This is a genomic window from Streptomyces clavuligerus (assembly GCF_005519465.1).
GTDB classification, from domain to species: domain Bacteria; phylum Actinomycetota; class Actinomycetes; order Streptomycetales; family Streptomycetaceae; genus Streptomyces; species Streptomyces clavuligerus.
Genome location: NZ_CP027858.1, coordinates 6,060,264 through 6,073,633 on the forward strand (window position 1 = coordinate 6,060,264; position 13,370 = coordinate 6,073,633).

General features: G+C 71.9%; 13 protein-coding genes. 7 read left to right on the forward strand and 6 right to left on the reverse strand.

Annotated features, from left to right (window positions below):
• Positions 1–114: 114 nt before the first annotated feature.
• Positions 115–843, reverse strand: a complete 729-nt coding sequence (locus CRV15_RS25655) for a type 1 glutamine amidotransferase (RefSeq protein ID WP_004571752.1) — start codon at positions 841–843, stop codon at positions 115–117.
• Between the two features lie 32 nt (positions 844–875).
• Positions 876–2,111 (reverse strand): MurT ligase domain-containing protein, encoded by a 1,236-nt coding sequence (locus tag CRV15_RS25660; RefSeq protein ID WP_004571753.1) that lies wholly within the window; start codon positions 2,109–2,111, stop codon positions 876–878.
• 114 nt (positions 2,112–2,225) lie between these two features.
• Between CRV15_RS25660 and def the strand changes: the two genes are divergently transcribed.
• Positions 2,226–2,786, forward strand: coding sequence for a peptide deformylase (def, locus tag CRV15_RS25665; protein WP_003959577.1), 561 nt, complete (start codon positions 2,226–2,228; stop codon positions 2,784–2,786).
• A 58-nt stretch (positions 2,787–2,844) separates the two neighbouring features.
• Here def and CRV15_RS25670 read toward each other — a convergent pair whose 3' ends face one another.
• Entirely contained in the window at positions 2,845–3,507 is a 663-nt protein-coding gene (locus CRV15_RS25670; protein ID WP_003959576.1) for a TetR/AcrR family transcriptional regulator, read from the reverse strand.
• A gap of 180 nt (positions 3,508–3,687) precedes the next feature.
• Between CRV15_RS25670 and CRV15_RS25675 the strand changes: the two genes are divergently transcribed.
• The 5 genes from CRV15_RS25675 to CRV15_RS25700 all read left to right on the forward strand — a co-directional run bounded on the left by CRV15_RS25675 (position 3,688) and on the right by CRV15_RS25700 (position 8,362).
• Positions 3,688–4,920 (forward strand): acyl-CoA dehydrogenase family protein, encoded by a 1,233-nt coding sequence (locus CRV15_RS25675; protein ID WP_004571754.1) that lies wholly within the window; start codon positions 3,688–3,690, stop codon positions 4,918–4,920.
• Between the two features lie 116 nt (positions 4,921–5,036).
• The gene (locus CRV15_RS25680; protein ID WP_003959574.1) at positions 5,037–6,263 is read left to right on the forward strand and encodes a helix-turn-helix domain-containing protein; all 1,227 of its coding nucleotides are present in this window, start codon (positions 5,037–5,039) and stop codon (positions 6,261–6,263) included.
• Positions 6,264–6,369: 106 nt separating this feature from the next.
• The gene (locus tag CRV15_RS25685; RefSeq protein ID WP_003959573.1) at positions 6,370–7,572 is read left to right on the forward strand and encodes a helix-turn-helix domain-containing protein; all 1,203 of its coding nucleotides are present in this window, start codon (positions 6,370–6,372) and stop codon (positions 7,570–7,572) included.
• A 135-nt stretch (positions 7,573–7,707) separates the two neighbouring features.
• On the forward strand, positions 7,708–7,968 hold the full coding sequence (locus CRV15_RS25690) for a DUF7848 domain-containing protein (protein WP_009995381.1): 261 nt from the start codon (positions 7,708–7,710) through the stop codon (positions 7,966–7,968).
• Between the two features lie 187 nt (positions 7,969–8,155).
• Positions 8,156–8,362 (forward strand): hypothetical protein, encoded by a 207-nt coding sequence (locus CRV15_RS25700; protein WP_004571755.1) that lies wholly within the window; start codon positions 8,156–8,158, stop codon positions 8,360–8,362.
• Between the two features lie 10 nt (positions 8,363–8,372).
• Here the strand turns inward: CRV15_RS25700 and CRV15_RS25705 are convergent, their stop codons facing one another.
• The 3 genes from CRV15_RS25705 to CRV15_RS25715 all read right to left on the reverse strand — a co-directional run bounded on the left by CRV15_RS25705 (position 8,373) and on the right by CRV15_RS25715 (position 12,382).
• Positions 8,373–8,858, reverse strand: a complete 486-nt coding sequence (locus CRV15_RS25705) for a glutathione peroxidase (RefSeq protein ID WP_003959569.1) — start codon at positions 8,856–8,858, stop codon at positions 8,373–8,375.
• Positions 8,859–8,875: 17 nt separating this feature from the next.
• Complete coding sequence (locus CRV15_RS25710) at positions 8,876–9,769, reverse strand: acyl-CoA thioesterase (RefSeq protein WP_003959568.1); 894 nt, start codon at positions 9,767–9,769, stop codon at positions 8,876–8,878.
• 99 nt (positions 9,770–9,868) lie between these two features.
• Positions 9,869–12,382: a DEAD/DEAH box helicase gene (locus CRV15_RS25715; protein ID WP_009995376.1), complete on the reverse strand. Its 2,514-nt coding sequence runs from the start codon at positions 12,380–12,382 to the stop codon at positions 9,869–9,871.
• 149 nt (positions 12,383–12,531) lie between these two features.
• On the opposite strand from CRV15_RS25715, the gene CRV15_RS25720 reads away from it, so the two are divergent.
• Positions 12,532–13,323, forward strand: a complete 792-nt coding sequence (locus CRV15_RS25720) for a metal-dependent hydrolase (protein ID WP_003959566.1) — start codon at positions 12,532–12,534, stop codon at positions 13,321–13,323.
• Positions 13,324–13,370 lie beyond the last annotated feature (47 nt).

The window sequence follows — 13,370 nt, forward strand, 5'->3', positions numbered from 1 at the left end:
CGCCCGGGGGCGGTCACCGAATGAGGCGTCCCACCAGGTGGGACGCCCCCGCTCCGATCGCGGACAGCCCCACGGCCACCGGCGCCGGACCCCCGGCGCGCGGCGGCCGTGCGGTCAGGCGGGCTGGGTGGCGGCGGCGATCCGCTCGTCGCGCAGCGCCTCGTACCAGCGGTCGTCGGTCGGCGGCAGCGCGTTGACGTCGAGCGCCAGCTTCAGCAGCAGATCCGCGAACTGCGGATTGCGGGCCATGACCGGGCCGTGCAGATAGGTGCCGAAGACGGTGTCGTGGAAGGCGCCCTCGGTGCCGTCGCCGGTGCCGTTGCCCCGGCCGACCACGGTACGGGCCAGCGGCCGGGCCGTCGGGCCGAGGTGGGTCACGCCCTGGTGGTTCTCGAACCCGGTGAGCTGCGGCAGCCCCAGCGCGGGGTCGCAGTCGGCCAGGACGTCGCCGACGCAGCGCTCGCCCTCGCCCCGGGTGGAGACCACGTCGATCAGCCCGAGGCCGGGCTCGCGCTCACCGAGGTCGTTGATGAACTCATGGCCGAGGATCTGGTAGCCCGCGCAGACCGAGAAGATGATCGCGCCGTTCTCGGCGGCCCGGTTCAGCCCGCCGTCGCGGCGCAGCCGCTCCGCCGCGAGCCGCTGCGGCCGGTCCTCGCCGCCGCCGATCAGATAGATGTCGCCGGAGGTGGGAATCGGCTGGTCGCTGCGGACGTCGACGCGCATCACATCGAGGCCCCGCTGACGGGCCCGGCGCTCCACGACGAGCGCGTTGCCCTGGTCGCCGTAGGTGCTGAGCAGGTCCGGGTAGACCCAGACCAGACGCAGACTGCTGTCACTCATTCTGTTACGTCCCTCACGTCTCATCGGGTGCCTCAGTTCCCGACCCGCCGGCGCACGTCCTGGAAGGCCGTGTAGTTGGCGATCAGCTCGATCCTTCCGGGCGGGCACATGGTGACGGCCTCGTCCACGGTGTCGCAGACCCGGAAGTCCAGACCGGCGACCTCAAGACGCACGGCCAGGTCCAGCCGGCGGTCGCCGATCACGATGATCGGGTGACCGGCGAGCCGCGGGTAGTCGACGTCCCAGAGCCAGGAGGTGTCGGTGCCGTCGGCGCCGCGCGCGTTGACGGAGAGGATCACCGGGGTGGGCGGCGGATCGATCAGTGAGAAGGTCTCCAGCCAGCCCGCGGGGTTCTTGGCGAGCAGCAGCCGCAGCTCGCGGTTCTGGAAGGTGACGACGTCGTAGCGCCCGGCCACGGCCTGGACGGAGTACATCCGCTCCAGCGCGACCTGCGGGGGGACCCCGAAGCAGGCGGCGACGGCGGCGGAGCTGGCGGCGTTGGCCTTGTTGGCCCGGCCCGGGAGCTGGAGCCGGATCGGCCACGCCTGCCCGTGCGGGTCGAGGACGTAGTCCCCGTTGAGCACCCAGCTCGGCGTGGGACGGCGGAAGCCGCACTCCCCGCAGAACCAGTCGTCGCCGGGGCGCTGCATCACACCGCCGCAGGCGGGGCAGGACCAGGCGTCGTCCTTCCACTCCTGGCCCGCCGCGACCCACACCACCTGGGGGGAGGAGGAGGCGGCCCAGACGACCAGGGGGTCGTCGGCGTTGGCGATCACGATCGCCTTGGAGCCCGCCAGGCCCTCCCGCCACTTCTCCGCGAGCATCCGGGTCTCGGCGGCACGGTCGAGCTGGTCGCGCGAGAGGTTGAGCAGCGCGATGGCCTTGGGCTCGACATCGCGGGCCACCCCGGCGAGGTACTTCTCGTCCACCTCGATCACACCGAAGCGGGCGTCCGAGCCGCCCGCCAGCGCCGAGGTGATCCCGGCCGGCATATTGGCGCCGAGCGCGTTGGACACGACCGGTCCGGCCGCGCGCAGCGCCTCGGCGATCAGCCGGGTGGTGGTGGTCTTGCCGTTGGTCGCCGACACGAGGACCACGTCCAGGTGCTGCGCGAGCCGTCCGAGCAGATCGGGGTCGAGCTTGAGCGCGACCCGGCCACCGATCACCGAGCCGCTGCCGCGTCCGGCCGCGCGGGAGACCGCCGCCGCGGCTCTGCCTGCCGTCACGGCGAGCTTGGCGCGGGGCGACAGCTCCGAGTTGCCTGACATCGTCCTTGATCCTCCTTGCATCGGTCGGCCCCAGCCTATCCAGGTCCGGCACGCGCCCCGAACCTCGGCACCTGCCGGAGGGAGAAGTCCCGCGCCGGCCGTAGGCTTACGGGCATGCGAAACCGGCAGATCCCCGGCAGTTCCGGACTCGTGCGGCCCCTGAGCCTGTACGGGAATCCGGTGCTGCACACGCCCTGCGAGACTGTCACGGACTTCGGGCCCGCGCTCGGGAAACTCGTGGAGGACCTGTTCGCGACGATGTACGCGCGGAACGGGGTGGGGCTCGCGGCGAACCAGATGGGCGTGGGACTGAGGGTGTTCGTGTACGACTGCCCCGACGACGACGAGGTCCGGCATCTCGGACACATCGTCAACCCCCGGCTGGTGGCGGCGGACGGGGTGGAGGTGCGGGGGCCCGAGGGGTGTCTCTCGCTGCCCGGTCTGGAGGCGCCGGTGGAACGGTACGACCGCGCCGTCGTCGAGGGGCAGGACAGCGACGGCGGCCCCGTCCGGGTGGAGGGCACGGGCTTCTTCGCCCGCTGCCTCCAGCACGAGACCGACCACCTCGACGGCTCCGTCTACGCCGACCGGCTCCCTGGGTGGCGCCGGTCCCGGCTGGACCGGAGGATTCGTCGCGCCCCCTGGTCGCCGTCCCGGGGTGCGGGCCGCTCCTGATCCTGAGGCCGGTGCCCGGACGTGGGAACCCGGACGCGGGTGCCCGGGGGCGGGAGGCTCAGAAGCCGGGGCCGCCCGCCCGGTCCGCGACGGCCGCGAGCCGCCCCCAGAGCAGATCGGCGAGGCTGTTCACCAGCTCGGCGCGGGAGCAGGGGCGCTCGCCGAGCCACCAGTCGCCGGCGGCGTGCATCATGCCGACGATGCCATGGCCCCAGACCCGGGCCAGCCGCTCCCCGTCCGGCCCCAGCTCCACCCGGTCGTGGATCACGCGCGCCAGCTCCTCGCCGAGGCGCCGCAGCAGCGGGGCCGAGTGCCGCCCCACGTCGAAGCCGGTCTCCGGGCCGCCGGGATCGGGCCGGTCCGAGTTCTCCGCCGGATGCATCAGAAAGCGGTACACCTGGGGCCGGGTCTCGATGGCCGCGAGATAGGTGTCGAGCGTCGCCTCGACCCGCTCCCTGCGCCCGGCGGGCGCGTCCAGCGCGGCCCGCAACGAGTCGAGCAGCGCGTCCGTGTGCCGCTTGGCCAGCGCGCGGTAGAGCCCCCCTTTGTCCCCGAAGTGCCGGTAGAGGATCGGTTTGGTGATCCCGGCCTCCGCCGCGATGGCGTTCATGGACGCCTTCGGACCGTCCCGGAGCACCACCCGATCCGCCGCTTCGAGCAGTTCCCTCCGTCTCTGATCGGCCGGCCGGTCCTGATCGAAGGACTGCTGTCTGGTCGCCATAGGTGCTTTCTCCCCGCCCGAGCGATTGCGTGACGCCTGCGCAAACTAACACCCCGTCGGCTGGGCGGGGGTATCGGCGTGGGGTGGTTGACATGTCCTACCAAGCGGTAACAGACTCCCCTCGCCTACTGTGTTACCGCAAGTAACCCGTTGGACGGCCGACAACGCGCTGGAGGGGACATGTCCGGGTTCACACTCGAACTCACCGACGACCAGAAGCAGATCCGGGACTGGCTGCACGGCTTCGCCGCCGAGGTGATCCGCCCGGCCGCCGCCGAGTGGGACGAGCGCGAGGAGACGCCCTGGCCGGTCATCCAGGAGGCGGCCAAGGCGGGCATCTACTCGCTCGACTTCTACGCCCAGCAGTTCTTCGACCCCACGGGCCTGGGCATCCCCCTGGCGATGGAGGAACTCTTCTGGGGTGACGCGGGGATCGCCCTCTCCATCGTCGGTACCGGACTCGCCGCCGTCGGCGTGCTGGCCAACGGCACCGAGGAGCAGATCGGCACCTGGATTCCGCAGATGTACGGGGAGCCCGGCGATGTGAAGGTCGCCGCCTTCTGCTCCTCCGAGCCCGACGCCGGATCGGACGTGGGGGCGATGCGCACCCGTGCGGTCTACCGGGAGGCCACGGACGAATGGGTCATCGACGGCACCAAGACCTGGGCGACCAACGGCGGCATCGCCCAGGTCCATGTGGTGGTCGCCGTCGTCGACCCGGAGCTGGGCGTCAAGGGCCACGCCTCCTTCGTCGTCCCGCCCGGCACCCCGGGGCTGAGCCAGGGACAGAAGTTCCGGAAGCACGGCATCCGCGCCTCCCACACCGCCGAGGTCGTCCTCGACGGGGTCCGCGTCCCCGGCCACTGCCTCCTCGGCGGCAAGGAGAAGCTGGACGAACGGCTCGCCCGCGCCCGCGCCGCCCGCGCCTCGGGCACCTCCGGCGAACGGGTCAGGAACGCCGCCATGGCGACCTTCGAGGCATCCCGTCACGTGGTCGGCGCGATGGCCGTCGGCACCGCCCGCGCCGCCTATGAGACCGCGCTCGACTACGCCCGCACCCGCACCCAGTTCGGCCGCCCGATCGTCGACAACCAGGGCGTCGCCTTCCAACTCGCCGACATGCGCACCCGCATCGACGCCGCGCGGCTGCTGGTGTGGCGGGCCTCCTGGATGGCCGCCACGGGCAAGCCGTTCACCGCCGCCGAGGGCTCGATGTCCAAGCTGTACGCGAGCGAGACGGCGAAGGACGTCACGGCGCGGGCCATCCAGATCCTGGGCGGCAACGGCTACACCCGTGAGTACCCGGTCGAGCGGATGCACCGGGACGCCGCGATTTATACGATCTTCGAGGGGACGAGCGAGATCCAGCGGCTGGTCATCGCCCGCACGTTGGCGGGGGTTCCGATCCGCTGAACCCCACGCGGCGGGAGCGACGGAAGCGCCCCCTGTGCCGACGGAGGCGCTTCGCCGTTTTCCGCCCCTGGGGAGGGAGTACGTTCGGAGTGCCGACTTCAGAACGGAGCACCAGCATGCCCGGATCGAGCGCACCGCAGGAGTCCACTTTCGCCCGCCGGGTCCGGCGGGCCCGAGAACGACGCGGTCTGACGCGGGCCGCCGCCGCCGGACGCGTGGGCAAGTCGTCCGAGTGGTGGAAGGCCATCGAGACCGGACGCCTCCGGATGCCCCGCCTTCCGATGCTGCTGCGCATGGCGGACGTCCTCGCCCTCGACGACCTGGCCGACCTCACCGGCGACGCGCGGCTCGCGTCCACCAGCTACCGGAACCCGGCGCATCCGGCCCTGCCGCACATCAGATCGGCGCTGGCGACCTACCGGCTCGCCCCGCCCGCCGCCGCCCCGCCCACCGTCGCCGCCCTCACGGCGAGAATCCGGCACGCGTGGCTCGTCTGGCACGGCATCGGCCACCACCGCAGCAGCGTCGCCGAACTCCTGCCCGCGCTCCTGGCCGACGCCCAGCACGCGGCCCGTGCCCTCGACGGAGCCGACCGGCGGAAGGCATTGGCCCTTCTTGCCCAGGCTTACCACCTGACACAGCTGTACCTCTCCTTCCAGCCCACGCCCGAGCTGGTGATACTCGCCGGGGACCGGGCCATGGCCGCGGCTCAGGACGCCGACGATCCGCGCGCCATCGCCGCTGCCGCCTGGTACATGGGGCATATCCACCGGGACAGCGGAGAGGCCGCAGCCGCCCGCGTCGACCTGGCGCTGCAAGCGGCCTCCCTCCTCCGCCCGGAGGCCCACCAGGAGGATCTCGCCCTGCACGGCCTGCTCCACCTGGCCGTGGCCCTGTCGCACGCGAAGACCGCGGGCGCCGGAAAGGCGGAGCACCACTGGGACATCGCCGATCGCGCAGCCTCCGCGCTCGGGGAGTCGTACGCGCATCCGTGGCTCGTCTTCGGCCGGGGCGTGGTCGACGGATACGCGCTCACGATCCGCACGGACCTGGTGCAGACCCGGGCGGCGGTACGGATCGCCGCCGACCTCCGCACCCAGACCGTGCCGTCGGCGACCCGCCGCGCCTACCACGTGATCGAGCAGGCGCGCGCGTACAGCCTCGCCGGGGAGCCGATCGCGACCGTCCACTTCCTGTCCCAGGCACAGCGGATCAGTCCGGAGACGACGAGCTTCAACCTCTTCGCCCGGTCGGCGGTCAGCGACCTCGCGTCCTTCGGCCCGGCGGCCATCCGGCCCCAGGCGACCGCGCTGGCACGGGAGTGGGGCGTCGACGCCGCGTAGGCGCATGCCCCCTCGGGGAGGACCGCCCCCGGCACCGCCGGGGCGTATCCGCCCCCCTGGCGCGGGTGTACGTTCTGATCTGTCGAGGGTCAGAACGGAGCACCGAATGCCCCACTCCCAGGACGACCACATCGGTGCCCGTATCGCCGATTACCGCAAACTGCGGCACCTGACCCAGGCGGGGCTGGCTCAGCGGGCCGGTGTCTCCCGGACGACGGTCGCGAAGATCGAGGCGGGTCTCTCGCCCGCCACGCCCCCCATAGTCGCCGCCGTCGCGCGCGTTCTCGAAGTGGACGTGGCCGTCCTCAACGGGCAGCCCTACCTCAGCGAACTACAGGCGGACCACCTGGACCGGATGATCGCCCCGCTGTCCGACGCGCTGGATCTGTACGACCTCGGACCGGACCCCGACATCACCCCCAGGCCGATGCACAGGATCGCCGCCGACGTCGACCGGCTGTGCGCGCAGGCGTGCGCCACGGAGTACCGGTACATCGGCACCCGGCTGCCGGCGCTGCTCGGTGAGCTGACCACCGCGTTCGCTGTGCTCCCCGCCGCCGACCGGCAACGGACGGCGGCCACGCTCGGCTGGGCCTACTGGACCGCCTACGAGTTCGCCTACCGGCTCGGCTACCACGACCTCGCCACGATCGCCCTGGAGCGGATGGGCTGGATGGCCGAGCAGGCCCAGGACCCGCTCCTGCTGGCGCTGCGGCACCGTCACCGCAGCGCGATGCTCCTGCGCCGGGGCAAGAGCGAACTGGCCCTCCGGGTGCTCGACCGCGCGCACCACCTGGTGGGCCAGCACGAGGCACCGCGGTCCGTCGAAGCGCTCGCCGTGTCCGGGACGCTGCACCTCGCCGGTGCCATCGCCGCCGCGCAAGCCGCCGACGACAGCGCCGTCGACGGATATCTGGGCCTCGCCCGGCGGACGTCGGAGGCGATCGGGCGGGACGTGCCCACGGTGTACTGGGCGAGCTTCGGCGAGACCAACGTCCAGCACTTCTCGGTGGCGTCCTCCGTGCAGTTGGGGCACCTCGGGCAGGCGATGAAGGCCGCCAGGACGCTGGTGTTCCCCGCGGACCACCCCAGGATGCGGGTGGGCCGCTACCACATCGAGATGGCGCAGGCGTATGCCCGGATGGGAAAGGCCGAAGCCGCGGAGAACGCCCTCCACCAGGCCCGGCGGGTCGCTCCTCAGCAGGCCCGCTACCACCCTCTGGTACGCGAGACCATCGCCGTCCTGGTGCGCCGTCGGCGCCGGGCGCCCGACGGGCTGGCGGCCCTCGCCCGATGGGTCGGTATGTGAGGTACAGGGCCCGGGGGCCAGTGTTCCTTTTTCGGGAACACTGGCCCCTTGCTGCTGTGTGAGTCTGATCGTGCACGGAGAGTGATGCCTCATCAGGCGTCACGATGTCGTCCCGCACCAGACCAAGGAACCTCGATGACCATCGTGAACAGTCAGGGCGCCGAGCCCGAGCCCGCCGCAGCCGACAGGGGAGCGACACTCGTCCCGGTCACAGGCGCCCCCACCACCCGGGTGGTCGAATGCGCCGACTGCGAGGGGCGGTCGCCGCTCGGGCCGCCGGGCGCGGACGTCGCCGGATGGGCCCTCGGGCACGCGGCGGTGACGGGGCATCACACCTTTCAGCAGGTCACGACCGAGCTGCTGCACGCGGGGCCCGGCGGCGCGGGCGTCCTGTGAAGGCTCTCGCCGAACGGGTGCACGTCACGCTGGAGTGCCGGATGGACGCCTGCGAACTCTGCGGGATCGCCCCGCCGCCGTCCGGCCGGACCGGTGCGGAGCCTCCGCCGTGCGGCTGCCGCTGCCACCGGCCCGAGCGGGACGTGCACCCCATGGCCCCGACCGCACCTCCGTACCGGAAAGCCCCATGAGCGAGCCCCGCCGCCCCGAAGCACCACCCGTGAACGCCGGACGCCGACGGCGACGACGGCGGCCGAAACCCGGCGGCGGCGCCGCGCGGGCGCTGCTCGTGCTGTTCTGCCTGGCTCCGCCCGCCGTCCTGTTCCAGGCACCCGTCGACTACGCCCGGGTCCTCGCCCCGGACGGGGCGGACGGAGCCGTCACCGCTCAGTGACCGCCGCGGCTCAGAGCAGCGCCTCGATCGCCGCCACCACCTCGGGGGCCCCGGGCTCCGTGCCCGGGCGGATGCGGGCCCTGACCGTGCCGTCCGGGCCGATCAGGAACTTCTCGAAGTTCCACTGCACATCGCCCGCCTCGCCCGCGGCGTCCGCCGTCCTCGTCAGCTCCGCGTACAGCGGATGCCGCGACTCCCCGTTGACGTCCGTCTTCTCCAACAGCGGGAAGGTCACCCCGTAGCTCTTCGAGCAGAACGCGGCGATCTCCTCCGCGGAGCCCGGCTCCTGGCCCGCGAACTGGTTGCACGGGACGCCGACAACGGTGAAACCGCGCTCCCCGTACTCCTGCTGAAGCCGCTCCAGACCCGTGTACTGCGGGGTCAGACCGCACTGCGACGCCACATTCACCAGCAGGACCGCCTTGCCCCGCCAGGCGCCGAGCGTGGTCGGCTCACCGGTCAGGGTGCGCAGCGGAATGTCGTACAGCGTTGCCATGCCTTGCTCCTCGTTTCTCAGGAAGAGCCGCCCGCCCAGTTCAGCGGGCGGAACAGACCCTCCTGGACCACCGATACCAGCAGAGATCCTGCCCGGTCGTAGATCCGGCCACGCGCCAGTCCCCGCCCGCCGTGGGAGATCGGCGACTCCTGGTCGTAGAGGAACCACTCGTCGGCCCGGAACGGCCGGTGGAACCACATCGCGTGGTCCAGCGAGGCCAGGTCCCAGCCGCGGCGGCCCCACAGCGGCTCCACCGGGATGCGCACCGCGTCCAGCAGGGTCATGTCGCTCGCGTACGTCAGCGCGCAGGTGTGCACCAGCGGATCGTCGCCGAGCGGTCCCGTCGCCCGCATCCACACCGCGCTCCGCGGATCGGACTCCTTCTCCTTGATCTCACCCGGGCTCCAGCGCAGCCGCTCCGTGTACCGGATGTCGAACGGCTGCCGCCGCGCCATCCGCTCCAGCGCCTCCGGCAGCGCGCCCAGGTGCTCCCGGATCTCCTCCGTGACCGTCGGCAGGGTCTCCGGGTCGGGGAAGTCCAGCCGGGGCGGCAACTGGTGCTCGATGCCGCCCTCCTCCGGCCGGTGGAACGAGGCCGTCAGGGTGAAGATCGTCCGGCCCTGCTGGACCGCCGTCACCCGGCGGGTGGTGAACGAGCGGCCGTCCCGCAGCCGTTCCACCTGGTAGACGATGGGCACCCCGGGCCGTCCCGGCCGCAGGAAGTACGCGTGCAGGGAGTGCACCGGGCGCTCCCCGTCCGTGGTGCGCCCCGCCGCGACCAGCGCCTGGCCCGCGACCTGCCCGCCGAAGACCCGTTGCAGGGACTCGTTCGGACTCGCGCCCCGGAAGATGTTCACCTCGATCTGCTCCAGATCGAGCAGATCGACCAGACGCTCGGCCGGGTTGGTCATGGTGCCGTTCTCCCTGTGCTTCCTGTGCTTCCTGTGTTTCCCCGTGCGGCATGCGGCATGCGCTGCGCGGACGGATGGACGGCGGGCAGGTCCCGGGTCTCAGAGCTGGCCGACGGAGGTCACCCGGACCACCGCCCGGCCCTCCTCGTCGGACGCGGCGAGGTCGACCTCCGCGCTGATGCCCCAGTCGTGGTCCTTGTCCGGGTCGGCGAAGATCTGCCGCACCCGCCACAGACCGTGCGGCTCGTCCTCCTCGATCACCAGCAGCCGGGGCCCGCGCGCGTCCGGGCCGGTGCCCAGCTCCTCGTACTCGTCCCAGTACTTGTCCATGGCCTCGCCCCAGGCGTCCGCGTCCCACCCGGACTCCGCGTCCAGCTCGCCCAGCTCGTCGATCCGGTCCAGCGCCGCCAGCTCCACCCGCCGGAACAGGGCGTTGCGGACCAGCACCCGGAAGGCCCGCGCGTTCGCCGTGACCGGCTTGACCTGGTCGGCCTTCTCCTGGGCCTGCTCGGCGGTCTCCACCTCCGGATTGGCGAGCTGCTCCCACTCGTCCAGCAGGCTGGAGTCCACCTGGCGCACCATCTCACCGAGCCAGGCGATCAGGTCCTGGAGGTCCTCCGACTTCAGATCGTCCGGGATGGTGTGCTCCAGGGCCTTGTACGCGCTCGCCAGATAGCGCAGCACGATGCCCTCGGTCCGGGCCAGCTCATAGAACGACGTGAACTCCGTGAACGACAGCGCCCGCTCGTACATGTCCCGGATCACGGACTTCGGCGACACCGGATGGTCCCCGACCCACGGATGGCTCGTGCGGTACACGTTGTACGCGTGCCACAGCGTCTCCTCCAGCGGCTTCGGATACGTCACCTCCTGGAGCCGCTCCATCCGCTCCTCGTACTCGACCCCGTCCGCCTTCATCAGCGCGACGGCCTCGCCCCGCGCCTTGTTCTGCTGGGCGGCCAGGATCTGGCGCGGGTCGTCGAGCGTGGACTCCACCACCGAGACCATGTCCAGCGCGTACGAGGGGGATTCCGGGTCCAGCAGCTCGAAGGAGGCCAGCGCGAAGGTGGACAGCGGCTGGTTGAGCGCGAAGTCCTGCTGGAGATCGACGGTGAGCCGGGCGATCCTGCCCTGCGCGTCCGGCTCGTCGAGCTGCTCCACCACCCCGCCGGCCAGCAGCGAACGGTAGATCGCGATCGCCCGCCGGATATGGCGGAGCTGCGCCCTGCGCGGCTCGTGGTTGTCCTCCAGCAGGCTGCGCATCGCGTCGAAGGCGTTGCCCGGACGGGCGATCACCGACAGCAGCATGGCGTGGGTGACCTTGAACCGCGAGGTCAGCGGCTCGGGCTCGGACTCGATCAGCTTCTCGAACGTGGTGTCCGACCAGGCCACGAAGCCCTCCGGGGCCTTCTTGCGGACGACCTTCCGCCGCTTCTTCGGGTCGTCGCCCGCCTTCGCGAGCGCCTTCTCGTTCTCGATGACATGCTCGGGCGCCTGCGCCACCACCAGCCCCGCCGTGTCGAACCCGGCCCGGCCCGCCCGGCCCGCGATCTGGTGGAACTCCCGCGCCCGCAGGGTGCGCACCCGGCTGCCGTCGTACTTGGTGAGCGCCGTGAACAGCACCGTACGGATCGGGACGTTCACCCCCACGCCGAGCGTGTCCGTACCGCAGATCACCTTGAGCAGACCCGCCTGCGCCAGCTTCTCCACCAGCCGCCGGTACTTCGGGAGCATGCCCGCGTGGTGGACCCCGATGCCGTGGCGGACATAGCGGGAGAGGTTCCGGCCGAACTTCGTGGTGAACCGGAAGCTGCCGATCATCTCGGCGATCTGCTCCTTCTCCTCCCGCGAGCACATGTTGATGCTCATCAGCGACTGGGCCCGCTCCACGGCCGCCGCCTGGGTGAAGTGCACGATGTAGACGGGCGCCTGCCGGGTCTCCAGCAGTTCCGTCAGCGTCTCCGTGATGGGGGTGCGCCGGTACTCGTACGACAGCGGCACCGGACGGGTGGCCGAGCGGACCACGGTGGTGGGCCGCCCGGTGCGCCGGGTCAGATCCTTCTCGAACCGGGAGACGTCGCCGAGGGTCGCCGACATCAGCACGAACTGCGCCTGCGGCAGCTCCAGCAGCGGGATCTGCCAGGCCCACCCCCGGTCCGCCTCCGCGTAGAAGTGGAACTCGTCCATCACGACCTGGCCGATGTCGGCGTCCTTGCCGTCGCGCAGCGCGATGGAGGCCAGCACCTCGGCGGTGCAGCAGATCACGGGGGCGTCCGCGTTCACGGACGCGTCGCCCGTCAGCATGCCGACGTTCTCCGTGCCGAAGATCTTGCACAGGTCGAAGAACTTCTCCGAGACCAGCGCCTTGATCGGCGCGGTGTAGAAGGTCACCTGGTCATGGGCGAGCGCGGTGAAGTGGGCGCCCGCCGCCACCAGGCTCTTTCCCGAGCCGGTGGGGGTGGAGAGGATCACATTGGCGCCGGAGACCACCTCGATCAGCGCCTCCTCCTGAGCCGGATAGAGCGAGATGCCCTGGCCCTCGGCCCAGGTGGAGAAAGCCTCGAAGAGGGCGTCGGGGTCGGTGTCCGGCGGGAGCTGATCAATGAGGGTCACACCCCCCATCTTGCCTGGCTTCCGCCCGGAGCAGGGAACCGGAGGGGGAGAAGGAAGATCGTAAACGCTACGCTGGCCCGTCTGACCGGGTGCACACCGTACGGCGACGGGCGCCGGACGGCCGGGAACGACAGGCGGGGGCAGTACAGATGATGGGACCGGCGCACTCGCTGTCCGGAGCGGCGGCCTGGCTGGGGGTGGGCGCGGCGGCCGAGGCGGCCGGGCATCCGATGCCCTGGCCGGTGCTGCTCGCCGGGGCGCTGATCTGCGCGGGCGCGGCCCTCGCCCCCGATCTCGACCACAAGGCGGCGACGATATCCCGGGCCTTCGGGCCGGTCTCCCGGCTGCTGTGCGAGATCGTCGACAAACTCTCCCTGGCGGTCTACCGGGCGACGCGCGCACCCGGCGACAAGCGCCGGACCGGCGGGCACCGCACCCTGACCCACACCTGGGTGTGGGCGGTGATGATCGGCGCGGGCGCCTCCGCGCTCGCGGTCGCCGGGGGCCGCTGGGCGGTGCTCGCCATCCTCTTCGTCCATCTCGTCCTCGCCGTCGAGGGGCTGCTCTGGCGTGCCGCGCGGGTCTCCAGCGACATCCTGGTCTGGCTGCTCGGGGCCACGAGCGCCTGGATTCTGGCCGGGGTGCTGGACGGTCCGGACGGCGGCTCCGACTGGCTGTTCACGGCCCCCGGGCAGGAGTATCTGTGGCTCGGGCTGCCCATCGTGCTCGGGGCCCTCGTCCATGACATCGGGGACGCGCTCACCGTCTCCGGGTGCCCGGTGCTGTGGCCGATCCCGATCGCGGGCAGGCGCTGGTATCCGGTGGGCCCGCCGAAGGCGCTGCGCTTCCGCGCGGGGAGCTGGGTGGAGCTGAAGGTGCTCATGCCGGTCTTCACCCTGCTCGGGTCGGTGGGCGGGGCGGCGGCCCTGGAGATCATCTGACGGGGCGCGGAACGGGCCCCGGGTGCGGGGCCGCCGCCCGCGGGCCC